Annotated in this window: 22 protein-coding genes; 7 read left to right on the top strand and 15 right to left on the bottom strand. The window is 62.4% G+C overall.

Going from position 1 to position 26,657, the window contains the following annotated elements; translation table 11 throughout:
• Positions 1–68 precede the first annotated feature (68 nt).
• Both ABX298_RS14455 and ABX298_RS14450 read left to right on the top strand, forming a co-directional pair.
• Positions 69–833, top strand: a complete 765-nt coding sequence (locus ABX298_RS14455; RefSeq protein WP_367393264.1) for an SDR family oxidoreductase — start codon at positions 69–71, stop codon at positions 831–833.
• A gap of 9 nt (positions 834–842) precedes the next feature.
• Positions 843–1,301, top strand: coding sequence for a lipocalin-like domain-containing protein (locus ABX298_RS14450; protein ID WP_367393263.1), 459 nt, complete (start codon positions 843–845; stop codon positions 1,299–1,301).
• A 240-nt stretch (positions 1,302–1,541) separates the two neighbouring features.
• Here the strand turns inward: ABX298_RS14450 and ABX298_RS14445 are convergent, their stop codons facing one another.
• Positions 1,542–4,016 (bottom strand): DEAD/DEAH box helicase family protein, encoded by a 2,475-nt coding sequence (locus tag ABX298_RS14445; protein WP_367393262.1) that lies wholly within the window; start codon positions 4,014–4,016, stop codon positions 1,542–1,544.
• A gap of 990 nt (positions 4,017–5,006) precedes the next feature.
• On the opposite strand from ABX298_RS14445, the gene ABX298_RS14440 reads away from it, so the two are divergent.
• Complete coding sequence (locus ABX298_RS14440; RefSeq protein WP_075043751.1) at positions 5,007–6,719, top strand: SulP family inorganic anion transporter; 1,713 nt, start codon at positions 5,007–5,009, stop codon at positions 6,717–6,719.
• A 57-nt stretch (positions 6,720–6,776) separates the two neighbouring features.
• Here ABX298_RS14440 and ABX298_RS14435 read toward each other — a convergent pair whose 3' ends face one another.
• From ABX298_RS14435 to ABX298_RS14370, 14 genes are all read right to left on the bottom strand, one after another.
• Positions 6,777–7,787: a DUF2955 domain-containing protein gene (locus ABX298_RS14435; RefSeq protein WP_367393261.1), complete on the bottom strand. Its 1,011-nt coding sequence runs from the start codon at positions 7,785–7,787 to the stop codon at positions 6,777–6,779.
• On the bottom strand, positions 7,777–8,874 hold the full coding sequence (locus tag ABX298_RS14430) for an HlyD family secretion protein (RefSeq protein ID WP_085617347.1): 1,098 nt from the start codon (positions 8,872–8,874) through the stop codon (positions 7,777–7,779). The genes ABX298_RS14435 and ABX298_RS14430 overlap by 11 nt, the downstream gene beginning before the upstream one ends.
• On the bottom strand, positions 8,871–10,391 hold the full coding sequence (locus ABX298_RS14425; protein WP_367393260.1) for an efflux transporter outer membrane subunit: 1,521 nt from the start codon (positions 10,389–10,391) through the stop codon (positions 8,871–8,873). The genes ABX298_RS14430 and ABX298_RS14425 overlap by 4 nt, the downstream gene beginning before the upstream one ends.
• 13 nt (positions 10,392–10,404) lie before the next feature.
• The gene (locus tag ABX298_RS14420) at positions 10,405–11,502 is read right to left on the bottom strand and encodes an AI-2E family transporter (RefSeq protein WP_367393259.1); all 1,098 of its coding nucleotides are present in this window, start codon (positions 11,500–11,502) and stop codon (positions 10,405–10,407) included.
• A 39-nt stretch (positions 11,503–11,541) separates the two neighbouring features.
• A complete protein-coding gene (locus ABX298_RS14415; RefSeq protein WP_025337673.1) occupies positions 11,542–12,738 on the bottom strand; it encodes a monovalent cation:proton antiporter-2 (CPA2) family protein in 1,197 nt (398 codons plus the stop codon).
• Positions 12,739–12,773: 35 nt separating this feature from the next.
• Positions 12,774–13,592 (bottom strand): polyphosphate kinase 2, encoded by an 819-nt coding sequence (gene ppk2 / locus ABX298_RS14410; protein ID WP_367393258.1) that lies wholly within the window; start codon positions 13,590–13,592, stop codon positions 12,774–12,776.
• Between the two features lie 230 nt (positions 13,593–13,822).
• Positions 13,823–14,443 (bottom strand): isochorismate family cysteine hydrolase YcaC, encoded by a 621-nt coding sequence (gene ycaC / locus ABX298_RS14405; RefSeq protein ID WP_010951959.1) that lies wholly within the window; start codon positions 14,441–14,443, stop codon positions 13,823–13,825.
• A 124-nt stretch (positions 14,444–14,567) separates the two neighbouring features.
• Positions 14,568–15,953 (bottom strand): aspartate aminotransferase family protein, encoded by a 1,386-nt coding sequence (locus ABX298_RS14400; RefSeq protein ID WP_025337671.1) that lies wholly within the window; start codon positions 15,951–15,953, stop codon positions 14,568–14,570.
• A 12-nt stretch (positions 15,954–15,965) separates the two neighbouring features.
• Complete coding sequence (locus ABX298_RS14395; RefSeq protein ID WP_025337670.1) at positions 15,966–17,432, bottom strand: NAD-dependent succinate-semialdehyde dehydrogenase; 1,467 nt, start codon at positions 17,430–17,432, stop codon at positions 15,966–15,968.
• 36 nt (positions 17,433–17,468) lie between these two features.
• A complete protein-coding gene (gene doeB, locus ABX298_RS14390; protein WP_025337669.1) occupies positions 17,469–18,488 on the bottom strand; it encodes a N(2)-acetyl-L-2,4-diaminobutanoate deacetylase DoeB in 1,020 nt (339 codons plus the stop codon).
• Positions 18,489–18,491: 3 nt separating this feature from the next.
• The gene (gene doeA / locus ABX298_RS14385) at positions 18,492–19,682 is read right to left on the bottom strand and encodes an ectoine hydrolase DoeA (RefSeq protein ID WP_367393257.1); all 1,191 of its coding nucleotides are present in this window, start codon (positions 19,680–19,682) and stop codon (positions 18,492–18,494) included.
• 36 nt (positions 19,683–19,718) lie between these two features.
• A complete protein-coding gene (gene eutC, locus ABX298_RS14380; protein WP_367393256.1) occupies positions 19,719–20,711 on the bottom strand; it encodes an ectoine utilization protein EutC in 993 nt (330 codons plus the stop codon).
• A gap of 31 nt (positions 20,712–20,742) precedes the next feature.
• Entirely contained in the window at positions 20,743–21,714 is a 972-nt protein-coding gene (gene eutB, locus ABX298_RS14375; RefSeq protein WP_085593268.1) for a hydroxyectoine utilization dehydratase EutB, read from the bottom strand.
• A 214-nt stretch (positions 21,715–21,928) separates the two neighbouring features.
• Positions 21,929–23,323, bottom strand: a complete 1,395-nt coding sequence (locus ABX298_RS14370; RefSeq protein ID WP_025337665.1) for a PLP-dependent aminotransferase family protein — start codon at positions 23,321–23,323, stop codon at positions 21,929–21,931.
• Between the two features lie 239 nt (positions 23,324–23,562).
• Between ABX298_RS14370 and ehuB the strand changes: the two genes are divergently transcribed.
• From ehuB to ehuA, 4 genes are all read left to right on the top strand, one after another.
• Positions 23,563–24,417: an ectoine/hydroxyectoine ABC transporter substrate-binding protein EhuB gene (ehuB, locus tag ABX298_RS14365; protein ID WP_367393255.1), complete on the top strand. Its 855-nt coding sequence runs from the start codon at positions 23,563–23,565 to the stop codon at positions 24,415–24,417.
• A 62-nt stretch (positions 24,418–24,479) separates the two neighbouring features.
• A complete protein-coding gene (ehuC, locus tag ABX298_RS14360; RefSeq protein ID WP_015268921.1) occupies positions 24,480–25,139 on the top strand; it encodes an ectoine/hydroxyectoine ABC transporter permease subunit EhuC in 660 nt (219 codons plus the stop codon).
• Positions 25,136–25,792, top strand: a complete 657-nt coding sequence (gene ehuD / locus ABX298_RS14355; RefSeq protein WP_003256382.1) for an ectoine/hydroxyectoine ABC transporter permease subunit EhuD — start codon at positions 25,136–25,138, stop codon at positions 25,790–25,792. Before ehuC ends, ehuD begins: the two co-directional genes overlap by 4 nt.
• The gene (ehuA, locus tag ABX298_RS14350; protein WP_367393254.1) at positions 25,792–26,646 is read left to right on the top strand and encodes an ectoine/hydroxyectoine ABC transporter ATP-binding protein EhuA; all 855 of its coding nucleotides are present in this window, start codon (positions 25,792–25,794) and stop codon (positions 26,644–26,646) included. Before ehuD ends, ehuA begins: the two co-directional genes overlap by 1 nt.
• Positions 26,647–26,657 lie beyond the last annotated feature (11 nt).

The following is a 26,657-nucleotide window of genomic DNA, read 5'->3' as shown; positions in this document are numbered from 1 at the left end:
TAAACAATTTCATGGATAGCTTCGCGAAATTCTAATGTTCTGGCAGACCTACGGTATTAGGAATGACCATGACAAAGCAGAAAGTACTGATAACGGCGGGAGCATCTGGTATCGGGTATGCGATAGCTCTGGCCTTCAGCGGCCGCGGCGCTGACGTCACGGTATTGGACATCGACACCGAGGGCTTAAACCGCCTTCAGTTAGAGCATCCTGGTATCCGCACTGCAGTATGCAATGTATCTGATCGCCGCACCCTTGAACTCGGTATTCCAGTCATCATCGAAGCCATGGGTGGTTTAGATGTGCTCGTCAACAACGCCGGGATATCCGGCCCCACCGCTCCCGTTGAGCAACTTGATCCCGATGAGTGGGACAAGGTCATGCAGATAAATTTGAATGGGACCTTCAACGTTACGCGCTTGGCCGTCCCTACGCTTAAGCGCTCATCACACCCCTCAATCATTAACATGTCTTCTGTTGCGGGACGATTGGGCTACCCAGATCGCTCCCCCTACTCAACCAGTAAATGGGGACTGATCGGCTTCACCAAGAGCCTTTCACGTGAGCTCGGCGCGTATGGCATTCGTGTTAACGCCATTCTGCCCGGAGCTGTCGAAGGGGAGCGCTTTGAGAACGTGCTCGAAGGTAGGGCCAAACTCTCCGGCAACTCCGTCGAGGAGGAACGTGGCAAGGCGTTTTCGGTTCAATCCCTCCGACGCCTGGTGGATCCGAAGGACATTGCTGAACTAGCAGTCTTCCTAGCATCGGACGCAGGCAAGTCCATCTCTGGACAGCTTTTGCCAATCGACAACGACATGCAGCAGACGATGTGAGGTACGACCATGAGCATTCGTGAAAAATTGATTGGCACTTGGGTGCTCGAATCCTACACAGAATACCCAGTGGATGGATCTGCCCCTGCACATCCCTTCGGTGAACATCCTGAAGGCTTCATAATCTACACGGCAGATGGCTATATGTCGGCTCAGCTGAGCGCGGCAAATCGGGCATCGTTTTCCTCAGGTGACTGGTTTGGGGGCGCTGATGCGGAATACCGCGCTCAAGGCCTGTCGTACATCGCCTACAGCGGCCCCTTCAATGTGGACGAGGACTCGGGAGAGCTCACCCACACCATCGCAGTCTCGATGTTCCCAAATTGGATAGGCCAGGCGCAGCCCCGAACGGCGAATTTTGCAGATGATATCTTGGAGCTGGGCAATACCAGTCAATATCGCTCAAGCGGAAGGGCTGTAAACGCGCGAATTCGCTGGCGTAGAGCGAAATCGCAAACTGCCCAATGACCACTGATGGAGCGGGATGACTCACCGTCAAAATGGCGACAAGGTTACCATCGACCGATCAGCTCCCACTAATGTACGCAGATAGGTAGGTCTGGCTGCTTGGCCGCTCGAGAGCTTATTAATTGCCAAGCCATTGGAGATTACGCCCAGCCGGCATTTGCCGGCTGGGCCAACTGCATCGCTTTCCTGCCGACGGGGTTGCTCGCTATTCGGCCACCTAAAGCAGGTCGATTAAATTTATTATTGAATTTTCTCAAGCCTGGCCAAGATCTGTTTTCCCGATAAGTTATTAGCGGCATACGCCTTAGCAAGCGATGAAGGATCTGTAAATAAAGGACCATCGAAAGTAATACTTAGCACCGCCTGCCTGAGGTCATTCAGCAAACTGAAGACGAGATCCTGGGTCATAAGCTTCGGACCGAAACTCACGTCCTCAATTCTATCGGCTTTTGCCGAGTTCGTTACAAATACAGGTGTAAAGCCTCTGTCCGGGGCTTCGATATGCTCTTTACACCATTCCAGGCTAAGAACTAATTGTGCCGCCTCGACCTTAAAAAGGTCAGCATGTTTTTCCGTCTTCGCCTCTATGCAAAGCGCAACATCGTCAAACAGCCACAGATTATCTGGCCCTCTGCCGGTTTCTTTCTCCGGGCGACTTGATGAAGCACCCAGCACAATACCCAACTCCATAATTCCTTGCTCAACGACCTCGGCCGGCATAGCAAAACTGAGTTTGGCAGCTATCTCGTCAAGCCTTGCAATGGCAGCATTAACTTGTGCGAACTGCCCCAGATAGTCCCGCGCCGCAATGCTCTGATCTGTCATCCGGGCGAACTTCTTGTCGGCTACTTTATTTGGCCTCGGAAAGTTAGAGTTAGCTTCAAAAGCGGCTCGATAGACCTCTGCAGCCGTAGCAGGATCGAAATGATGTAGATACGCCCCCATTTTATACAGTAGCTCTGCTTGCTGTATCGGGTGAAGCCCCTGGATATTACGCGCCTCCCTAAGATTTGTAACGGCACCTTGGTAGTTGTTTCCTTTAGCCAACTTCCAACTTGTACGCGCCGTGAAAGCAATGGTCTCGTGAAGAGTTAACTGATTTTGCTGACGTACGGACCTTTCAGGCTGTTTAACTCTAGCGCGGTGTGCATCCTTCCATTGATCATTACGAGAAAGCACTGCTTGAACCATTCCTTGGATCGCGGTAACCAAAGTAGCCCCGCCGCCAAGCTTCACCAAGTCCTTCCCTAGATCGACTTGAGCTAGAGTACGAGGTTCAAGTAAATCCCTTACGCTTCGTTTACCAATGAAAGTAGCGATATCCGTCCCGACTAACAGAATTGCCGCGTAGTCGGCACTGGACCGAACGGCTCGACCGAGTGCTTGCTCAAACCTGTTTACTGTTCGAACCTCGAATGCAGGAGAATCTTTCTGTCTCTGCGCATCTACTTTATCACTGAGACGGTCCCCGGACGGAACTCCGTCAATTACCAATACCCGGCACGCATCGTCGGGAAGATCTACCCCATCAAACCTTTGCGTAAATACGATAAAGTTTCGATTACTAGATTTTAATTTATCAATGGCGGGTTCAAAATCTTTTCCTTGCGAAAGCTGCGCGCCGGCCTCCACCCAAATTTTGGCTTGAGCCTCAGAACTAGTCAGGACAACCACGTTGGTTTGCTTCGCTAAATTTGAGCAAACCGCAGCGATATCCTTCTTAGAAGCATCAGGAGAAATCAATGATGTTGCCAACATCATCCTTTCTCCGGCACCTTCATCTTCAATAGGCTCAATGACTCGCTTAAATGCATCAGGATCACAGTCGAGATCACCTATAAAAGATGAACCATCCTTGATGCTTGCTGACATAAACAGACGGTGCTTAGCACTAGCATATACAGCACGCTCTTCCACCGGTGGTACAGAAAGCGAGATTTCTGCAGCCGAACCTGAGATACACACTCTAGCTTGGTCAAAATAGCGTGCTACGTTACCCCATTGAAAACGCAATTCATCTGTATCCTTATATTCCTCTAAAAGCGCGACCACTTCATTATGAATATTGCTCCACACCCAATAAGGCACTTCATATCGAGAATCGAAGGCAGACGCTTTGATTCCTCTCCATGTAGCCGGATCAGATGCTTCGCAAAGCGGAAGAATCATAGCCTTAAACTTTTCAAAGCAGGCATCTGGTACCTTGACCGTATAGCAAGCTTTAACGCGCTCCACCCCTGCGTGTACATCATCAAGGACTAACGCTGCCGGACGCACTCCATTTGACTCGAGCCTACTGATAGCATTGAAAATACGATCGTATGAGCAAACAAGGATGGAATCTCCAGATAGTGCATCGTACGGTAGACCCGACGATGGGAATGTACAAGCGGGAACCCCAATTGCCTGGGCAGATTGCAAGACTTGCTCCACCAGTTGGTTTGTCGGGCAGACATATATGATTGGATCGCCTTTGTAACGGCAGCGCATCATTTCAGCATAGACCAATCCAACTACAGTCTTACCTGAACCAGTACTAAGTTTTAGGACTATATCTCTTTCTGCTGATAGCTCGTCTAACTTTCGCAACGCTGCTGCCTGCGCTGGTCGCAAGCTGATATGGGTTGCTTTCCTATCGAGTTGACCGAACAGATCTAATAGAGTCGGTGGGCATTCCGATTTAGTTTTTAACGTAAGACTGGTGAAGTCGAACATTTGATCCCTCGCTTGTGTTTAGTCCAAGGCGGAATCTTTAATGATGGCCTTCTGCTAGTCAAGGTGGATGAGCAACCAGCATCGCTGGTCACAGGCTTTGCGCTTGGGGAATGTCAATGCTAGTGAACACGAACCGAACACGTCTTTTCCGAGTTCACTGCCTCACAGCATGAAGACTTCCGAGCACGAATCCATGAAAATTTCTGTCCACCGGGCAGTCGTACAAATGGTGGTGTAGCCTAATTAGAGGGTTTGGCGGTGTCCTCACGGTGCTCACATGACGAGTACGATCAGCGGTTTAAAGATGATCATCGTAGCCGACAGCAACGCCAACAGCTTCCCATCTTCGGCGGTTGATTCAGGACACGAACCAGCAAGCATCCTATGAGCAGCGGAGTGCCAGAATTAAAAAACGACACAAAAGATCGCCTGCTTTGCGTGCGTATGCGGGGAGATTTCACTGCCTGAATCGGCACCCATATAGTCACGATTTCGCTTACGTACATTGACGCAGGACTATCGGCGGGTGTGGATGACACGGCCTGTCACAGATGTCTAAGAAACCCAAAGCATGGACTTCACGCTTTCCACATACTCGAAAAAACAAATTTCCATGGACTCACAACAATTACAAAATTTCTATGCAAAACAAGAATTTACAAAAGTGTCCATAGCTGACCAATGGTGGGTATAGCCACAACGTCTAAGCGCCAGACTGCAGTACCCACGAACCCCTTGAGGCCAACGCCTCAAGGGGTTTTGTTTTTTCTGGCATCTGGCAAGCAGCACGCGCCCATTGTGGGAGCGGCTTTAGCCGCGAAGAATCCAACGCGGTGCATGGCACCGGCTGCGCCGGTGTTCGCGGGCATGCCCGCTCCCACAGGTACCGCGCATTTTCCGGACCTCGCATCAAAGCGAAAGGGCCGCAGAGCGGCCCCGGAATTCAGCATCTAAGCTGTGATTCAGCACCCTCCCCTGGACGCACGCCCCATGCCTGAAAAACCCCGCCTCGACTGGCAACGCTGGTTACCCGGCCTGGTCACCCTGCTCCACTACCAACCCGCCTGGCTGCCCAAAGACATCGCCGCCGGCCTGGTGCTCACCACCATGCTGGTGCCGGTGGGCATCGCCTATGCCGAAGCGTCTGGCGTGCCCGGCATCTACGGGCTGTACGCCACCATCATCCCGCTGCTGGCCTATGCCGTGTTCGGCCCCAGCCGCATCCTGGTGCTGGGCCCGGACTCGGCACTGGCCGCGCCGATTCTGGCGGTGGTGGTGCAGTACGCCGCCAGCGACCCGCAACGGGCAATCGCCATCGCCAGCATGATGGCCCTTGTGGCCGGGGCGTTCTGCGTGATCGCCGGTCTGCTGCGCCTGGGCTTCATCACAGAGTTGCTGTCCAAGCCGATCCGCTATGGCTACATGAACGGCATCGCCCTCACGGTGCTGATCAGCCAGTTGCCCAAACTGTTCGGCCTGTCGGTCGACAGCCAGGGCCCGCTGCGGGATACCTGGAACCTGATCCAGGCCTTGCTCGCCGGCCAGGGCCATTGGCCAAGTTTCGTGGTCGGTGGCGGTAGCCTGGCGCTGATCCTGCTGCTCAAGCCGTTCAAGCGCCTGCCGGGCATTCTCATTGCGGTGGTGCTGGCCACGCTTGCGGTGAGCCTGCTGGGGCTCGACCAGCAAGGCGTGAAAGTGCTCGGCGAACTGCCCCAGGGGCTACCCAGCTTCGTGTTCCCCTGGGTCAGCGATATCGACCTGGTGGAGGTACTGCTCGGCGGCATCGCGGTGGCACTGGTGTCGTTCGCCGATACCAGCGTGCTGTCACGCTCCTATGCCGCGCGCATGAAGACCCCGGTCAACCCCAACCAGGAAATGTTCGGCCTGGGCGTGGCCAACCTGGCCTCGGGGCTGTTCCAGGGCATCCCTATCAGCAGCAGCTCGTCACGCACCCCCGTGGCCGAAGCGGCCGGCTCGCAGACCCAGCTCACCGGCATCATCGGCGCGCTGGCGGTGACGCTGTTGCTGCTGGTGGCGCCCAACCTGATGCAACACCTGCCCAACAGCGCCCTGGCGGCGGTGGTGATTGCCGCAGCGTTGGGCCTGTTCGAGTTTGCCGACCTCAAGCGCATCTTCCGCATGCAGCAATGGGAGTTCTGGCTGTCGTTCACCTGCTTCGTCGGCGTAGCGGTATTCGGGGCCATTCCTGGCATCTGCATTGCCGTGGCGATATCGGTGATCGAGTTCCTGTGGGACGGCTGGCGGCCGCATCATGCGGTGCTGGGACGGGTGGATGGCACCCGCGGTTACCATGATGTGCAGCGTTATCCACAGGCCCGACGCATTCCGGGGCTGGTGCTGCTGCGTTGGGATGCGCCGCTGTTCTTTGCCAATGCCGAACAGTTCCAGAGCACGGTGATGGCGGCGGTGGATGCATCGCCTACCCCGGTTCAACGGCTGGTGATTGCGGCAGAGCCGGTGACCAGCATCGATATCACCTCGGCGGACATGCTGGCCGAGCTGGACCGGGCGCTGGAGGCGCGGGGGGTGGAGTTGCAGTTTGCCGAGATGAAGGACCCGGTAAAGGACAAGATGCGACAGTTCGAGTTGTTCGAGCATATGGGGGAGTCGGCGTTTCATCCCACTGTTGGGGCAGCGGTGGATGCCTACCTGGAAGAGAGTGGGGTTGACTGGAAACCCTAGGTTTTCCTGGGTTGGCCTCTTCGCGGGCGTGCCCGCGAAAAGGCCAGTACAAAAGAACTAAGCAGTCCGAACCCGCCGCCGATCAATCCATATGAGCATGGCACTGGCATACACCGACACCGCCAGAAACAGCGCCATGCGCACGGCAAAGGCGCGGTACACATCCTGCCCGCCCGCGCTGTCCTGCACCGACTGCCCCAGCAAGATCAGCATGGTCGTCAGGCAACTCACCCAGTACGCCGGGCTTTGCCTGGTATCCACTGCACGGTAGAGCCTGCGCCCCTGCCAAAGGACGAACAGCAGCACCCACAGGAAAAACATCCACAGGTGCACGAACAGGCTCAACGCGCCCCACGTCAGTATCGCCAGCAACCCGGCAAGCAAGGTCGAGCCGATCAGCTCGCGGCTGGCATGCCGCGCGCGGGTTTCGCCGGCCTGCTGCCCCAGGCTCACTGCCTTCATGATCAGCGGCATGTACTGGTCCGGGGCGATCAGCGCCAGCAAGAAGGCCGGCATGACGATCAGCGTGGCACGCAAGGCGACCCAGCTCACCTGGTCACTGTCGAGCAGAGGCGGTGCCGGTTGCGCCGGCGCATCGGCCGGCTCTGGAAACAGCACATGCGCTGCCGCAGTACCCAGCACCGCCAGCAGCATGCCTTTGGCCAGCGCTTCGACCACCGACAGCGCCAAGCTGAAGTCGCTGGTGCCGGCAGCAGCGATCATGGTCAGGCCGATCACCAGCAAATTGGCCAGCAGGCCGTTGCCGCCCTTCAGCGCATAACACAAGGTCAGGAATACCCCCACCCCCACCAGCAACACCCCACTCATCGGGGCATGGCGCAGCAGCGGAATCAGCAGCAGCCCGCTGCCGCAGGCAAGCAGCACCAGCACCGCCAGGGCCGGTGCCGCACGCAGGGGCAAGGGCTGGCTGCGCATGGCCAGCAACAGCACCGCGAACACCGGCGCCAGGATCGGCACCGGCAAGCCGATGCCGAAACTCACCGCCAGGCACAGCGCCACGCCCCAAGCCAGGCGCAGGGCGCGCAGGCGGCGCAGCTCAATAGGCATACGACAGCCAGCTCATCAGCCACATGAACAGCCGGCCCAGCAGGTTCAAAGGGTTGCCCTCGGTTGGCAGGGCCATGACTTCGGCCTGGCCGCCGACCCGCAAACCGCTCTTGTCCTGCAACTGGTCACGCTCCAGTTCGACGATCACCGGGAAGCGTTGCGCCGAGCGCAGCCACTCGCGGCTGTTCTGCACGGTCGGCAACGTGCCCGGCGGGGTACTCTGGCCCACGCTCACGCCGTAGCCGATGCTGCGAATGCGCCCCTTCAACACCGTGCCGGGCAGCGCATCGAGCACTACCAGCACCGGAGTTTCTGGGCGCAGCCGACCGAGGTTGTTCTCGGTCATGTCGGCACTTATCCACACGTCATGGATGGCGATCAGGGTCATCATCGGGCTGCCGGCGCCTACATAGTGGCCAACGTCGGTGCGCAGGTCGGTGATCAGCCCGTTTGCATCGGCGCGTACCACGGTACGCGCCAGGTCCAGCCGGGCTTTTTCCACATTGGCCGCCGCGCTGCGCAGTTGGGCGTTGTCGTCCTGCGCCCCGCCCTGCTGCTCACGGGCCCGCTCCACTTCGGCACGGGCTGCCGCGACCTGGCTGATGGCCTGGTCGCGGTTGGCCTGGGCGCCCTCCAGGCGGCGCACCGATACCGTGCCCGGGTCTTCATCGATCAGGCGCTTGAGCCGCTCGGCGTCCTGCCGCGCCTTGCGCTCGTTGGCCTGGGCCGCCACCAGCGCCGCCTGGGCCGAGTCGATGCCAGCGGTGTGGGCACCGATCTGCCGGCGTACCGTGTCCAGGTCGGCTTCGGCGCGGGCCAAGGCGATGCGGTACTGTTCCTGGTCCAGTTCGAACAGCACATCGCCCTTGCGTACTTCCTGGTTGTTGCCCACCGCCACACGCTTCACCTGCCCGGCCACCTCGGCACTCACCGGCACCACGTAGGCCTGCAGGCGGGCCTGCTGGGTATAGGGCGTGAAACGGTCGGCCAGCAGGTACCACAGCAAGCTCACGGCAATCAGCAGCAGCACCCAGCGCATGCCGCGATCGGGGGCTGGCGGGGGTGGCGTCGGCGTAGCGTCGCTCATTTCGTTTCACCTTGTGCATGTGCGCTGGGGGCTGGCTCGTCGAGCAGTTCGCCCCAATCTGTGCGTTGCTGCATCTGCTGGCGGGTGGCCGGGTCGATCGGTGCGCGGCTGGCGTCCCAGCCGCCGCCCAGGGCCTTGTACAACGTCACCAGGCTGCTGACGGCATTGCCGCGGCTGACCAGGTAGCCGTCCTGTTGCTGCAGCAGCAGTTGCTGGGCGTCCAGCACGCGCTGGAAGTCGGCAAAGCCTTCGCGGTACTGCGAGCTGGCCAGGCTCAGCGAGCGCTGCGCGGCCTGGGAGGCCTGGTCGCGGATGCTTGCGCTCTGCAGCGAGCGCACCAGCCCGCTGGCGGCATCGTCGGCCTCGCGGGCGGCTTCGCGCACGCCCTGGTTATACAGCTCGATCAGCTGCTGCAAGCGGGCATCTTCCACGCGCACGGCGTTCTTGCGCCGGCCGTAGTCGAACGGGTTCCAGATCAGGCTGGGCCCGGCGGCGATGTCGAAGGTATCGGGCAGGTGATTGGCCGTGACGAAGCTCCAGCCGATGCTGCCCAGCAGGCTCAGCTGTGGATAAAGGTCGGCCTCGGCCACCCCGACCAGCGCCGACTGCGCCGCCACCGCCTGCTCGGCGGCGCGGATGTCCGGGCGGCGCTGCAGCAGGCTGGCGGGCACGCCCTGCAGCACGGCACGGTCCGGCAACGGCAACTGGCCGTGGCCGGCATCCAGCTGTGGCAGCGGCCCGGGCGGCCGACCCAGCAGCGAGCACAGCACGTTGCGCAGGGCATTGAGCTGGTTCTGAAACTCGGGGATGGTGGCCTGGGTAGCCAGGTACTGGGTGCGCGCCTGTTGCCAGTCGAGTTCGTCGTTTTCGCCATGACGGAACAGCCGCTCGGTTATCTCCAGGCTGCGCGCCTGGCGGCGGGCGTTTTCTTCGGCGATATCCAGCCGCGCCTCGGTGGTGCGCAGGGCAAAGTAGGTGTCGGCCACCTGCGCACGCAACAGCAGCATGGCATCGGCGTAATTAGCCTGGGAGGCGAAGTAGACGGCGTCGGCGCTTTCAATGGCGCGGCTGAAGCGCCCCCAGAAGTCGATTTCCCAGCCGATGTCGAAGCCCGCGCTGGATTGCCAGAACACCGAATCGCGGGCGGTGGCGGTGCCGGACTGGTCCTGCTTCAGGTACAGGCTCTGGGCGCGCAGCTGCTGCAGCTGTGGATAACGCCCGGTCTGCACGATGGCCAACTGGGCGCGGGCTTCGGCAATGCGCAAGCCGGCCACGCGCAGGTTGCTGTTGTTGGCATCGGCCTCGGCGATCAAGGCATCCAGGGCCGGGTCGGCGAACACGTCCCACCACTGGCGCAGGTCGGGCGCCGCGGCCTGCTGCCCAGCTTGCTCCAGCAGCGGGGTGTTCCAGGTGCTCAGCCACGGGTCCTGCGGCGGCTGGAAATCCGGGCCGACCTGGGTACAGCCCACCAACGTGGCAGCCAGGCTCAGTGCACAACCACAGAGGCGTCCGGGCATGGCAGGCCTTGGCTCACGCCGACGGCTCGACGGGGTTTTCCGGCACCTGCAGCGCCACCCATTGCCAGAACAGTACATAAGTGACGCCCAGGATCACCGGGCCGATGAACAGGCCGATGATGCCTTTGACCACCATGCCGCCCAATGCCCCGATCAGCACCACCGGCATCGGTACGTCCACCCCGCGCCCCAGCAGCAGCGGCTTGAGCACGTTGTCGGCAAGCCCGGCGACGAAGCTGTAGATGGCGAAGATGATGGTCGCCACGGTAAAGCCTTCGACGTTGAAGATGTAGATGATCACCGGCACCGTGATCAACGTGGCCGGTGCCTGGGCAATCCCCAGCATGAGGATGACGATGGCCAGCATCCCGGCCCCCGGTACCCCTTTGATGACGAAGCCGACACCGATCAGCAGCATCTGGATGAAGGCAATGCCGATCACGCCCTGGGCCACCGCGCGAATGGTGGCGGTGCACAGCTTGGCCAGTGGCTTGCCGCGCTCCTCGCCCGACACCCGCATGGCTATGCGCTGCGCCGCGATTTCGCCGCGGTCACCGAACGCCATGATGATGCCCGAGACGATGATCGCCGCGATGAACAACAGGAACGCGCCGCCCGCGCTGGCTGCAGCCCCCAGCACCGTGCGCCCGGCATCCTTGAGCTGGGGCATCCATTGGTTCAGCACACCAGCCATGTTTTCCGAGGCTGCCAGCCACAGGGCATGCACCTTCGGCCCGATCAGCGGCCAGGCCGCCACCGAATCGGGAGGCGCCGGCACGCTCCAGGCCCCGCTTTTCAGCAGCGTCACCAGGCTGTCCACCGACTCGCCGATGGACATCACCACCAGGTAGATCGGCACCAGCAGCACGACCAGTACCAGCAGAACCACCAGCGTCGCCGAAAGCCCGTCCTTGAGCCCTGTGCGGCGCTGGATGCGGCAATACAACGGGTACAAGGTCACCGCCAGGATCACCGACCACAGCATCAGCTCCAGGAACGGCTGGAACGTCTGGAAGGCGAATATCACCAGCGCAGCCACCAGGCCGGCCTTGATGAGCACATCGAGCAAGCCCCGCGACAGGCGGCTGTCCAGCTTGAGACCCGGTTGCATGCTTCACCTCCGAATTCCAGGTGCGCCGTGTGGCGCGATTCAGTGGCCCGCTTCAGGGGTTGCTTGTGACGGGCTGTCGTCACGCAACTGGCGCGCCAGGGCCATCATTACCAACGGCACTACCGCCATCGACAAGGTGATGGCCAGCACCAGCAGGTCATGCACCTGCTGCGCCAGCACCTGATGGTCCAGCGCCAGCTTGAACACCACGAAGGCAAACTCGCCGCCAGAGGCCAGCACCACGCCCAGGCACAGCGCCTGGGCCTGGTTCAGCCCACCCGCCGTGCGGCCCAGGCCATACAGCAGCGGCAGCTTGATGACCACCAGCAGCAGGGTCAGCCCCAGCACCATTAACGGCATGCCGAACAGCAGGCGCAGGTCGGCGCTCATCCCCACGCCAACGAAGAACAGCCCCAGCAGCAAACCCTTGATGGGCTCGATCTGGGTTTCCAGTTCGTGGCGGAAAGGCGACTCGGCCATCAACACGCCCGCCAGAAATGCCCCCAGCGCCATGGACACGCCCACGTGCTCCATCACCCAGGCGGTGCCCAGCACCACCAGCAAGGCGGTAGCGGTCGACAGCTCGGGCAGGCCCGAACCGACTGTCCATTTGAAGACAGGGGTCAACAGGTAGCGGCCAAAGATGATCAGCACACCTATGCCAACCACCACCGCCAGCACCGGCCAGGCACCTTCGTCGGCGGTGCTGACATCACCACCGAGCAGCGGTACCACGGCAATCAGCGGGATCGCGGCAATGTCCTGGAACAGCAGGATCGCCACGGCCAGGCGGCCGTGCGGCTTGCCCAGGTCCTTGCGCTCGGCCAGTACCTGCAGGCCAAACGCGGTGGACGACAGCGCAAGGCCCAGGCCCAGCACGATGGCAGCCGGCTTCGACTGGCCGAACAGCCAGTACGCCAGCAGGCCAAGCACCACAGCACTCAGGCCCACTTGTAGCGAGCCGACACCAAACAGCGCCCGGCGCATGCTCCACAAACGCCGCGGCGACAGCTCCAGGCCGATGACGAACAGCAGCATCACCACACCCATCTCCGACAGGCGTGCCACGTTATCCGGGTTGTTCAGCAAGCCAAATACCGATGGCCCTATCAGGATGCCCGCCAGCAGATAGCCGGGCACCGCCCCCATTTTCAAACGCTGCGCCAGCGGTACCAGAAGCACCACCGCCAGCAGGAACACCACCGTCGCCTGCAACAGGCTGCCATCATGTGGCATAGGCTCGCACCCTCGCTGCTCCCCGTGGGGAGAGATCAGAAACGCTCTTCGACGACTTTGAACGGGTAGTTGACGGCCTTGTATTTGCCGATCTTGCCGCGCTTGGGCAACTTCACCAGCCCGTCGCGGGCAATGTCCTTGTAGGGGATGCGCGTCAGCAGATGGCTGATGATGTTCAGCCGGGCACGGCGCTTGTCGTTGGAATGGGCCATGAACCATGGTGCCCAGGACGAATCGGAGGCGGCGAACATGTCGTCGCGGGCCCGGGTGTATTCATCCCAGCGGGTGTACGACTTGAGGTCCATCGGCGATAGCTTCCACAGCTTGCGGCCATCGTTGATGCGGTCCTGCAGGCGGCGGGTCTGCTCTTCGGCGCTGACCTCCAGCCAGTACTTGATGAGGATGATCCCCGACTCGACCATCATCTTTTCGAACAGCGGCACCACGGTGAGAAACTTGCTGCTCTGTTCTTCGCTGCAGAAGCCCATCACCCGCTCGACACCGGCGCGGTTGTACCAGCTGCGGTCGAAGATCACTACCTCGCCCGCGGCAGGCAGGTGGCCCAGGTAGCGTTGCACATACATCTGGGTCTTTTCCCGCTCGGTCGGTGCCGGCAGCGCCACCACGCGGAATACTCGCGGGCTGACGCGCTCGGTAATGGCCTTGATGGTACCGCCCTTGCCGGCGCCATCGCGGCCCTCGAAGACAATGCACACCTTCAGGCCCTTGGCCACCACCCATTCCTGCAGCTTCACCAGCTCCACATGCAGCTGCTTGAGTGCCTTCTCGTACGCCTTGCCGCCCAGTTTCTCCGGCTGGTCCTTGAGGTCTTTTTTCCTGGACGACTTCGACATGGCACTCTCCTGAGGGCGAATGAAGAGTCAGTATGGTCGATCCATGGCAGTTTGCCGCTTCGCTTGTGGATTTCGCAGGCTTGCTTCTATCTCATTGATTCTGCAAATGCTGGTGAGTGTTCCGGGGAGGGTGTGGGAGCGGGTTTACCCGCGAATGCGTCATTGAAGCTACCGACGCATTCGCGGGTGAACCCGCTCCCACAGGGTACGGGGGTGCCTTCGAGGCCGGATTACTTGGCCAGTTTGTTGTAGCTGGTCATCAGGTTGCGGTAGTCCGGAATATGGTTGGAGAACAGGGTCCCCAGCCCTTCGATGTCGTTGCGCCAGTCACGGTGCAGTTCGCAGGCCACGCCGAACCAGGTCATCAGTTGCGCCCCGGCGGCCTCCATGCGCCGCCAGGCCGAGTCACGGGTCAGTTCGTTGAAGGTGCCGGAGGCATCGGTGACGACGAATACCTCGAAGCCCTCCTCCAGCGCCGACAGTGCCGGGAAGGCCACGCACACTTCGGTCACCACGCCGGCAATCAGCAACTGCTTCTTGCCGGTGGCCTTGACGGCCTTGACGAAGTCCTCGTTGTCCCAGGCGTTGATGTTGCCAGGCCGGGCGATGTACGGGGCGTCGGGGAACTGCTCTTTCAGTTCGGGCACCAGCGGGCCGTTGGGGCCGGTCTCGAAACTGGTGGTGAGAATGGTCGGCAGCTTGAAGTACTTGGCCAGGTCCGACAGGGCCAGGACGTTGTTCTTGAAGCGGTCGGGGTCGATGTCCCTTACCAGCGAGAGCAGGCCGGTCTGGTGGTCGACCAGCAGCACGGCGGCGTTGTTCTTGTCCAGACGCTTGTATTGGAAGGCCATGACGGTTCTCCTTGCTTCAGCGGGTTGGAATATCAGCGTAGGCAAGGATGCGGGGTGGGTGGGACCGTCAGTCGGTTCGCCTGCCGAGGCCGGCGATGGGGCCGCATGACGGCCCCTGCAATGCTCAGCCGAGCACCTTGCCAGCCACCTCATCGACCGCCGCCTTGGTGATGGCGACGATCTTTTCAGCATCCTCCTGGTTCAGCACCAACGGCGGTGCAAAACCGAGAATGTCACCATGCGGCATGGCCCGGGCGATCATCCCGCGCTCAAGGCACGCTGCCGACACCTGTGGCCCGACTTTCAACGCCGGGTCGAACGCCGTGCGCGCCTCGCGATCGGCCATGAACTCGACCGCGCAAAGCATGCCGTCACCCCGTACTTCACCTACCAGCGGGTGGCCTTCGAAGGTTTCGCGCATGCGCCGGTTCAGGTATGCCCCCACCACTTCGGCATTCTCGGTCAGGTTCTCGCGCTCGAGAATATCCAGGTTGGCCAGCGCCGCCGCCGCGCAGATCGGGTGCCCGGAGTAGGTCCAGCCGTGGCCCATCGGGCCGGCCTTCTGCGAGCCCTCTTCGATCACGTTCCACACCTTCTCACCAACGATCACTGCCGACAGCGGCGCATAGGCGCTGGTCAGGCCCTTGGCCGTGGTGATCAGGTCCGGGCGGATGTCGTAGCGCTGGCTGCCCATCTTCGAGCCCAGGCGGCCGAAGGCGCACACCACTTCGTCGGCGATCAACAGCACGTCGTAGCGGTCGAGCACAGCCTGGATCGCCTTCCAGTAGCCCTTCGGCGGCACGATGATGCCACCGGTGCCCATCAGCGGCTCGCCAATGAACGCGGCGACGGTGTCGGGCCCTTCGGCCAGGATCAGTTGCTCCAGCTCGTCGGCGCAATAGCGCACGAAGGCCTGCTCATCCATGCCGGCCGGTGCCTTGCGGTACCAGTGCGGGCAGACCGTATGCTTGACGCCTTCCACCGGCAGGTCGAAATGCTGGTGGAAGCTGGGCAGGCCGGTAAGGCTGCCGGTCATGATGCCCGAGCCATGATAGCCGCGGTCGCGAGAGATGATCTTCTTCTTGAGTGGGCGACCGAGGATGTTGTTGTAGTAGCGCACCAGCTTGACCTGGGTCTCGTTGGCATCGGACCCCGACAGGCCGTAATAGACCTTTTTCATCCCGGCCGGCGCCCAGTCGATGATGCGGCTGGAAAGCTCGATGATCGCCTCGGTCGAGTGGCCGACGTAGGTGTGGTAATACGCCAGCTCCTTGGCCTGGCGATGGATGGCGTCAGCGACCTCGGTACGCCCGTAACCGATGTTCACGCAGTACAGGCCGGCGAAGGCATCGATCAGTTCGCGGCCTTCATGGTCACGCAGGCGGATGCCCTCGGCACCGGTGATGATCCGGCCCTTGAGCGCGCCGCTGGCGTGGTCATGGGCGTGGGTCGAGGGGTGCATGAAGTGGGCGCGGTCCTGTTCGAACAGCTGGCTGAAATCTTGGCTCATGGCAAACACTCCTTAGAACTGACCGTGGTGGTGCAAGCAAACGTATTTGGTTTCGACGAAGGGTTCGAAGCCCTCGCTGCCGCCTTCGCGGCCCAGGCCCGAGGCCTTCATGCCGCCGAACGGGATGGGGTGGCCGGTGAACTTGACGCCGTTGATCGCCACCATCGCATGGTCGAGCCGGCGCACCAGCGGGTGCACGACATCGAGGCGGTTGCCGACGATGTAGGCAGCCAGGCCGTACTCGGTGTCATTGGCCATGGTGATGGCCTGCTCCAGCGTGTCGAACGGCATGACCCCGGCAATCGGCGCGAAGTTTTCTTCCTGGTAGATGCGCATCGCCGGCGTGACATCGGCGAGCACCGTCGGCTGGAAGAACCAGCCACCCAGCGCATGGCCCTCGCCACCGACCAGGCGCCGGGCGCCACGCTGCAGGGCGTCCTCGACCCGGGCCTGGGTGGCATCGAACGCGGCCTGGTGCATCAGCGGGCCGACCTCTGCCGCCGTCTCCTCGCCATCGACCATCGCCGGGCCAACCTTCAGCGCCCGCACCGCTTCGGCGAAGCGCGCCAGGAATGCTTCGTACAACGGCCGCTGCACCATGATCCGGTTGGCCGCGCAGCAGTCCTGGCCAGACGTCTGGAACTTGGCGGCCACGGCCACCCGCACGGCCAACTCCAGGTCGGCATCGGCGCAGACGATGAACGGCGCGTTCCCGCCCAGCTCCAGCGCCACTTTCTTCACATCCTGAGCCGCGGCTTGCAGCACCAGCTTGCCGACCCGGGTCGAGCCGGTGAAGCTGACCGCCCGCACGCGGCTGTCGCGCACCAGGGTTTCCATGGCCATCTGCGGCTCGCCGATCACCACGTTGAACACCCCCGGCGGGAAGCCGGCGTCCTCTGCCAGCTGGGCCAGGGCCAGCGCCGAGAACGGTGTTTCGTGGGCTGGTTTGACCACCACCGTGCAGCCGGCCGCCAACGCCGCAGCCGCCTTGCGGGTGATCATGGCGCTGGGGAAGTTCCACGGGGTGAGCAGCGCGCAGACCCCGACGGGCTCCTTCAGCGTACTCAGCTGGGCACCCGGAATATGGCTGGGGATGGTCTGCCCGTTGAGGCGCCGGGCCTCCTCGGCAAACCAGGGGATGAAGCTTGCCGCATAGGCGATTTCACCGCGTGCTTCGGCCAGCGGCTTGCCCTGCTCCTCGCTGAGAATGCGCGCCAGAGCCTCCTGGTGCTCGAGCATCAATTCGGCCCAGCGCCGCAACAGCGCAGCGCGGCTGTCCAGGCTCTGCTGGCGCCAGGCCGGGAAAGCCCGCTGGGCGGCATCCACCGCGGCGACGATCTGCTCATGGTCGAGCAGCGGCACATGGCCGATGACCTGGCGGTTGGCCGGGTCATGCACGGCGACGCTGTTGCCACTGTGGCTGTGCAGCCATTGGCCATCGACGTGGCACAGGCTGTTGAATGGGTAGTGGTGTGACATGACTGTTCTCCATACCTCGTTGTCGTGGCGCCAGGTTCAGGCCAGTACGTCGGCGATCACCGCCAGGGTGTCGCCGCACTGCACCAGGCCGGGAAAGTGCCGGGCTGCGAGCAAGCCATTGCGTCGAGCGCGGTACTCGACCGGGGCGCTGCCGGTGCGGCGGATGTCATGGATACGGGCGATCACCTCACCCTGGCTGACCGTTTCTCCCAGGTCGCGGCACATCTCCAGCAATCCGTCGTGCTCGCTGGCGATGAAGCAATCGCCATCGGGCATGTCCAGCAGGGTTGTCTCGCCCTGCTCCACTTCGCCGGCGAGGATGCCGGCGTGGATCAGCACATTGCGCACGCCGCGCTCCGCCAGGGCCACGCTTTTCGCCGTAGAGGTGCCACCACCGCCCAGTTCGGTGGTGATGAACACCTTGCCCTGCTCTTCTGCCGCGGTGTCGTACATCGCCTGCGCATCCAGTTCGAGCATGCGCATGCTGTAGGGCGCGGCGAAGGCCTGCATGCCGGCTTCACAACGGGCCTGCTGGGCCTTGTCGGGCAGCACATGGCATGCAGCGAACGGCAGGAAATCGAGGGTGCGACCACCGGAGTGGATGTCCAGGACGATATCGGCCAACGGCAGCAAGGTGCGGCGGAAATAGTCGGCGATCTTTTCCGTCACGCTGCCATCAGGCCGGCCAGGGAAGCTGCGGTTGAGGTTGCCCCGGTCGATCGGCGAGGTGCGGGTGCCCGCCTGGAACGCCGGTGTGTTCATGAACGGCACGATGATCACCCGCCCGCTTACCTGCCCGGCCTGCAGCTGCTGGGCCAGCTTGCTCAGCGCCACCGGGCCTTCGTATTCGTCACCGTGATTGCCGCCCGTGAGCAAGGCTGTCGGGCCATTGCCGTTCCTGACCACCGTCAGCGGAATCATCACCGCACCCCAGGCCGAGTCGTCACGCGAGTACGGCAGCTTGAGGAAGCCGTGCTGCACGCCGTCCTGCTCGAAATCCAAGGTACAGGTGATGGGGTTGGCCACCGTGGCGGCGGCCTGTGCGATCGCATTCATGGGTCAGTCCTTCACGAACAGCTGGCGCGGCACGTTGCACAGGGTCTCGACCCCGGTCTCGGTGATGAGGATGCTTTCGGTGATCTCCAGGCCCCAGTCATCCATCCACAGCCCCGGCATGAAGTGGAAGGTCATGCCCGGTTGCAGCACGCTGGTGTCGCTCGGGCGCAGGCTCATGGTGCGCTCGCCCCAATCTGGCGGGTAGCTGATACCGATCGGGTAACCACAGCGGCTGTCCTTGTATATGCCGAACTTCTCCAGCACGCGGAAAAACGCCCTGGCGATGTCACCGGTGGTATTGCCTGGCCGCGCGGCATCGAGGCCGGCCGCGATACCTTCGACCACCGCCTTTTCGCCATCGAGAAAGTGTTGCGGCGGCTTGCCCAGGTACACGGTGCGCGACAGCGGGCAGTGGTAGCGCTTGTAGCAGCCGGCAATCTCGAAGAACGTGCCGGCGCCGCGGGTGAACGGTGAATCGTCCCAGGTAAGGTGCGGCGCGCTGGCATCTGCGCCGGTCGGCAACAATGGCACGATGGCCGGGTAGTCGCCGCCATGGCCATCGACACCGAGGATGCCGCTGCGGTAGATCTCGGCCACCAGCTCGTTCTTGCGCATGCCGGGCTCGATGCGTTCGAGGATGCACCCGTGCATCTGTTCGACGATGCGCGCAGCGATACGCATGTATTCGATTTCCTGCGGCGACTTGACCGCCCGCTGCCAGTTGACCAGCCCGGCGGCATCGCTGAAACGCGCCTGTGGCAGGTGCTTGCACAGCGCCTGGTAGGCCGCCGCGCTGAAGTAGTAGTTGTCCATCTCCACGCCGATGCTCAGGCCGCCCCAGCCCTTGGCCAGAATCACCTCCTGGCACAGGTAGTCCATCGGGTGGCGCTCGCGTGACTGCACATAGATGTCCGGGTAGCCGACGATGTTGTCGTGCTGCATGAACACCGTGCGCCTTGCGCCATTGGCGTCCTGGCCGCGGCCAAACCAGATCGGCTCGCCATCGAGCGCCAGCAGCACGCACTGGTGCACGTAGAACGACCAGCCGTCATAGCCGGTGAGCCAGGCCATGTTCGATGGATCGGTAACCAGCAAAAGCTCCAGGCCCTGTGCCTGCATGGCAGCTCGGGTCTTGGCCAGGCGCTGGGCGTACTCCTGCCGACCGAACGGCAGGTTGACCACTGTCTGTGACATACGGATGCCCTTCTTGTGAGTGGGTTGTGAAAACTGTCAGCTGTGAAACGCCAGGCCTTTGTGGGCGGCGATTGCGCGTTCGAAGGCAAGGTTGGCGATGGCGGTGTCCTGGGCCCCGGTGCCGGTCAGGTCGCACAGGGTGACCTCTTCGGCCTGCACACGACCCGGGTGCAGGCCGGCGATGATCTGGCCCAGCTCGGAATGAACGGCCTGCTCGCTGACCGCGCCAGCGCGCAATGCGTGGTGCAGTTCGCCCAGCACGCGGGTCTGGCTCAGGCGGTCGGCGACATAACGGTCGAGCCGGGCCAGGGCCGTGGGCGCGATCTCGTTCTTGTGCTCGGCATCCGAGCCCATGGCAGTGATGTGCAGCCCCGGTTGCAGGTGATGCGGCTGGATCAGCGGCTCGCGGCTGGGGGTGCAGGTGATGGCGATATCGACCGCCTGCATGGCCTGGTCGACACTGTCGCAGGCCTGTACCTGCAGTTGCCCATCACGCCCCAGGTCATCACATAACGCTGCGGTTCTCTGCGCATCGCGCCCCCACACCTTGACCTGCTCGATCGGCCGCACCAGGCGCAGTGCCTGCAGCTGCAGGCGTGCCTGTTCGCCACTGCCGATCAAGGCCACGCTGCGGCTGTCCTGCCGCGACAGCCAGCGTGCAGCTACCGCACCGGCTGCAGCGGTGCGCACGGCGGTGAGGTAGCCGTTGTCGAGGAGCAAGGCATCGAGCAGGCCAGTGCGGGCCGACAGCAGCATCATCATGCCGTTGAGGCTGGGCAGGCCAAGCTTGGGGTTGTCGAAAAAGCCCGGGCTGACCTTGATCGCGAAACGCTCCAGCCCTGGCAGGTAGGCGGTTTTCACGTCCACCTCGCCGTTGTGCTCGGGCACATCCAGGCGCAGGATCGGCGGCATCGCCACCTTGGCCGCGGCAAGCAGGGCAAAGGCCTGTTCGATGGCATCGATCGCGTTGCGGTCGAGGGTGATGCAGCTACGCAGGTCGGCTTCGCTGAGCAAGGTGATGGCCGGCATTCGAATACCTCCAGTGAAGGAAACGTGAATTTCAGGCGTCGCCGCCGTTGAGGACGCGCTGATGCTGTGCGCTGTCGACGTTGCGCCCGCTGACCACCACCACGACCGGGCCGCGAGCCGTCACCAGGCCGTCGAGCAGCGCGGCGATGCCGACTGCGCCGGCACCTTCGAGTACCAACCGTTCGTGCTGGTAGGCGTGGCGCATGCCATTGGCGATCGACGCTTCCGGCAGCAGGTGGAGTTGGTCGAGCAGACGCTGGGTCATGCTCAAGGTGTGCTGGTTGCCCAGGCCGATGCCGCCGCCAAGCGAGTCGGCGAGTGTCGGCAGCTCCTCTACCTCGACTGGCCTGCCGGCCTGCAGGCTGGCGTACATCGCCGCACCGCGCTGCATGCTGATGCCGTGGGTGGTGATCGCCGGCTTGATGCTTTTCATGGCCAACGCCACACCCGCGAACAGGCCACCACCGGAGAGCGGAATCAGCACCTGCTCCACCTCGGGCAACTGCTCGATGATTTCCAGGCCCAGCGTGCCCTGGCCGGCGATGACCTGAGGGTGATCGAAAGGTGGAATCAGCGTTGCACCCTGTTGCTCGGCATGTTGTTGCGCGGCCTGCTGGGCATCGTCCTGGGAGTGGCCGACGATGCACACTTCGGCGCCCAGGTCGCGGATGGCCTGGACCTTGTTGGCTGGCACCAGTTGCGAAAGAAACACGGTTGCCTTCACGCCCAGTTGCGCAGCAGCGTGGGCCACCGCCCGTCCGTGATTACCGGTGGAGGCCGTAACCACGCCGCAAGCGCGTTGTTCAGCGCTGAGTGCGGCGATGGCATTGCTGGCGCCGCGCAGCTTGAAGCTGCCGGTGGTCTGCAGGGCTTCGAGCTTCAGGTAGACCGGCGTGCCCAGGTGCCGCGACAGGCTGGGGGAAAGCTCCAGCGGCGTGCTGCGCACCAGGCCGTGGATACGCTGGCGGGCGAGGTAGAGATCGTGAAGCGAGAGCGCTGACATGACCGGGACCCAACAAGTGAGCTGATGTTGGGCGGAGTGTATGAGGCGAAAATTGTCGTGATGAATGTACTAGGGCAATTTGCCGGGGAATTTGTTTTTGCCTGCAGCGTCCTCTTCGCGGGTAAACCCGCTCCCACAGGAATCGCGCATTTCCTGAACCTCGCACGGAACCTGTGGGAGCGGGTTTACCCGCGAAGAGGCCGGTACAGGCCGCTCAAAGCTCGTGGATCTGCGGATACTGCCCGAACAACTCCCGCATATCGCCAAAGGCCTGGCGCAGCTTTGCCTCGGAACACTCGGCGCCCACGCACAAGCGCACGGCCCGTGGCCGCGGTGTACCGCGCACCAGGAACGGCTCCGGCGGCGTCACCGCAATCTGCCGGCGGCGCAAGGCACGCACCAGGCTGTCCACTTCCCAGCGTTCGGGAATGTTCAGCCACGCCCCCAGGGCATGCGCGTGCTGACCACGCACATAATCCCCCAGGTACTCACGCAACAACGCCTGACGCTCGCCCAGCAAGGTGCGCTGCAGCGCCACCAGCTGCGCCGCGCGCCCATCGTTGATCCAGCGCGATGCAATTTCCGCCACCAAGGGCGTGGCCATCCAGCTGTTGACCCGCAAGATGCTCTCGGTGCGCAGCGCCAGGCGCTTGGGCATGGCCAGGTAGCCCACGCGCAGGCCGGTAAGCACCGACTTGGTCATGCTGGTGCAGTAGAACGACAGCTCCGGCGCATAGGAACTGAGCGGCCTGGCATGGCTGCCACCCAGTAGCGGCCCGTAAACGTCATCTTCGATGATATGCACACCAAAGCGCCGGGCAATTTCGGCAATCTCCTGGCGCCGGCTGTCGGGCATCAGGCTGACGGTCGGGTTGTTGAGGTTGGGTGTGCACACCAGCGCGGTCACCCGCTCGTTGCTGCAGATGTCCTCGAAATGCTCCGGGTTGATGCCCTCACGGTCCATCTCCAGGCCTTTGAGGGTGAAACCGAGCACCTGTGAATTGCCGATCACGCCATGGTCGGTCAACCCCTCGCACAGCACCACATCATCCGGCCCGGCCAGCGAGGCCAGGGCCAGGAAGATGGCGTGGGCGGCGCCGTTGGTGACCAGTACATCGTCACGCTCGACCTGCATGCCCAGGCCGGCAAGCCAGCGCACCGCGGCCTCGCGGTGGCTCTCGAAACCGGCGATGGGGCGGTAGGCATGGATCCACGGCTGCTCCTCTTCCACGGCCAGCTCGGCGCAGGTGTCGCGCCAGATGCGCTCATGCACCTGGGTGTGCAGGATGCGGGTGATGGAGAAGTCGACCAGGGTTCGCTCGGGCAGGTCGATGATGTCATCCGACACACGGTCGCTCATGCGCCGGCTGACGAAACTGCCACGGCCGATCTCGCAACGCACCAGGCCTTGGCGCTCCAGTTCCTTGTAGGCATTGGTCACGGTCTGCACGCTGATGCCCAGGGCATCGGCTACCTGCCGCTGCGGTGGCAGGCGCTGGTCATGTACCAATACGCCGCGCTCGATCTCGCCGGTGACGGCCTGGACCAGGATCTTGTATTTGGACTCGCCGATGCGGGCGGCGTCCAGGGCTGCCTTCCAACTGTGCATCATGATGTTCGCTTCACTTGCCGGGGCCAGGGTCACAGCATCCCCCGTACAAGTGCTTCGGGCAATTGTCCTAGTGCAATGCAATGGCCGTTTCAGCTTTTGTATGCTCGGCCCAAGGTCGAACTCCCGCTGCCCGGCAGCTTCGAACAAAAGACCGACCTGCTTTCGCTGTTTTGCTCCACTGCCTCCTAACACAGAGCCGTCGACGACGGTTTTTATAACAAACAGGAGCTTCATTGATGAGCCAGCCTTTCAACGTTCCACGCCCCTTCCAGCGCATGCTGATGGCCTGTGCCACCTTCGGTGTGCTTGCCAGCGCCCAGGCCGCCAGCCTGGACGAAATCAAGGAAAGCAGCCACATCCGCATCGGCTACGCCAACGAAACCCCGTTCGCCTTCACCGAGACCGATGGCCGGGTAACCGGGGAGTCACCGGAAATCGCCAAGATCATCTTCGAAAAGATGGGCATCAAACAGGTCGATGGCGTGCTCACCGAGTGGGGTTCGTTGATCCCGGGCTTGCGCGCCGGGCGCTTCGATGTGATTGCCGCCGGCATGTACATCACCCCGGCACGCTGCAAGCAGGTGATCTTCACCGACCCGCAGTACGCCCTGCCCGACACCCTGCTGGTGGCACAGGGCAATCCGAAGAACCTGCACAGCTACGCCGACATCGCCAGGAACCCGGACGTGAAGCTGGCGATCATGGCCGGCACGGTCAACCTCGCCTATGCCCGCGACTCCGGCATCACGGATGCGCAGATCCTTCAGGTGCCGGACACCACAGCCCAGTTGCAGGCCGTGCGCGCCGGCCGCGCCGATGCTGCCGTGGGCACCCAGCTGACCATGAAGGGCCTGGCAAAAAAGGGTGGCGACAAGGTCGAGGCGATCAGCGACTTCACCGATGACCCGGCCCACACCGGCTACGGTGCCCTGGCCTTCCGCCCCGAGGACAAAGCCCTGCGCGACGCGGTCAACGCCGAGATGAAGAAGTGGCTGGGCAGCGAGGAGCATCTGAAGACCGTCGCGCCGTTCGGCTTCGACCGCAGCAACGTGACTGACAAGACCGCCGCCGAGCTCTGTGCCCAGCAGTGAATCGAGGTGGCATGGCGCTTGCCGTGCCATTCCCTGTGTAATCCGATTATTCAGGTCGAACCATGGGTGAATTGATACCGTTGTTACTGCAAGGCGCCTGGATCACCATCCAGGTCACCTTCTTCGGCTCGCTGCTAGCCATCGTCGCCGCGATCCTCGCCGCCCTTGGCCGGCGTTCGTCATGGCGGCCATTGAGCTGGCTGTGCGTGGCCTACATCGAACTGTTCCGCGGCACCTCGTTGCTGGTGCAGTTGTTCTGGCTGTTCTTCGTATTGCCGCTGCCACCGTTCAACCTCGAACTCAGCGCCTACACCGTGGCCATCGTCGGCCTCGGGCTGCATATCGGTGCCTACGGTGCCGAAGTGATGCGCGGGGCGATCAGCTCGGTGGCCAAGGGGCAGTACGAAGCCTGCACCGCGCTGAACATGCCCGCCACCACCCGCTTCCGGCGGATCATCCTGCCGCAGGCATTGCTGGCGGCCATCGCACCTGGCACCAACCTGCTGATCGAACTGCTGAAGAACACCTCGCTGGTGTCGCTGATCACCCTGTCGGACCTTAGCTTCCGCGCCCGTCAACTGGACCAGGCGACCTTCCAGACCCTGGAAATCTTCAGCCTCACCCTGCTGCTCTACTTCGTCCTGGCGCAGGTCATCAACTTCCTCATGCGTCGGGTCGAACGCCGCCTGAGCCGCGGTCGCCTGCGGGGGAGCCTGTCATGAATTTCTGGGACTGGAACTACGTCGCGCAAATCCTGCCCGACTTGCTGCAGGCGTCGCTGAAAACCCTGGGCATCACCTTGGTTGGCTTCCTGATCGCAGTGGTGCTGGGCCTGTTCCTGGCCATCGCCCGACGCAGCCGCCAGGCCTGGCTGTCGTGGCCGGTGGCATTGCTGATCGAGTTCATCCGCAGTACGCCGCTGCTGATCCAGGTGTATTTCCTCTACTACGTGCTGCCCAACTACGGGGTCAACATGACGGCCATGCAGGCCGGCATCATCGGTATCGGCGTGCACTACGCCTGTTACCTGGCCGAGGTTTACCGCGGCGGCCTCGACTCGGTGGCGCGCAGCCAGTGGGAAGCGGTGGTCGCCCTCAACTTCGCGCCGTGGACCGCCTACCGGGCAGTCATCCTGCCCCAGGCGATTCGGCCGATCCTGCCGCCGTTGGGCAACTACCTGATCGCCATGCTCAAGGACACCCCGGTGCTGTCGGCCATCACCGTGGTGGAAATCATGCAGCAGGCCAAGAACGTCGGCTCCGAAAGCTTCCGCTACCTCGAGCCGATCACCCTGGTCGGTCTGTTCTTCCTGGCCTTGAGCGTCGCTCTGGCCTACCTCGTTCGGCGCCTTGAAGTGCGCCTGGAGCTCCGCTGATGATCGCCCCTGTGACCCACTTCGCCACTGCTACCGCCACCCAGCCGCTGGACACCCACATTCCCACACCGGCCATTGCCCAACCGATCGTCAGCTTCAAGGACGTGACCAAACGCTACGGCAGCTTCACCGTGCTCGACGGCCTCAACCTCGATGTCGCCCCCGGCGAAAAGGTGGCGATCATCGGCCCCAGCGGCTCGGGCAAGTCGACGTTGCTGCGGGTACTGATGACGCTTGAGGGCATCGACCAGGGCATGATCGAAGTCGATGGCGAATCGCTCACCCACATGCCCGGGCGCAACGGCGCGCAGCTCATCGCCAACGAGCGCCATGTGCGCAAAGTGCGGGCGAAGATCGGCATGGTGTTCCAGAGCTTCAACCTGTTCCCGCACATGAGTGCCTTGCAGAACGTGATCGAGGCCCCGGTCCAGGTGTTGGGCGTGAAGCCGGCCGAGGCGCGCGAACGGGCTGCCGAGCTGCTGGAGATGGTTGGCCTGGGCAACAAGTTCGAGCATTACCCGTCGCAGTTGTCCGGTGGCCAGCAACAGCGCGTGGCGATTGCCCGGGCGCTGGCGATGCGGCCCAAGGTGATGCTGTTCGACGAAGTGACCTCGGCGCTGGACCCGGAACTGTGTGGCGAGGTGCTGAACGTGATCCGCCGGTTGGGCAGCGAGCACAACCTGACCATGCTGATGGTGACGCATCAGATGGGCTTTGCCAGGGAGTTCGCGGATCGGGTGTGCTTCTTCTACAAGGGGCAGATCCACGAACAGGGGACGCCGGCGCAGATCTACGAAAACCCGCAACAGGAGCGGACCCGGGCGTTCCTCAGTGCAGTGCGGGAGGCGAACTGACCGACGATTGT

Origin of the sequence: Pseudomonas sp. X4, from assembly GCF_040784925.1 — a bacterium.
In the GTDB taxonomy this organism is placed as follows: Bacteria; Pseudomonadota; Gammaproteobacteria; order Pseudomonadales; family Pseudomonadaceae; genus Aquipseudomonas; species Aquipseudomonas putida_Z.
Note: the sequence above shows the minus strand (reverse complement) of the source record. Positions and strands in the feature narration are given on the sequence as shown.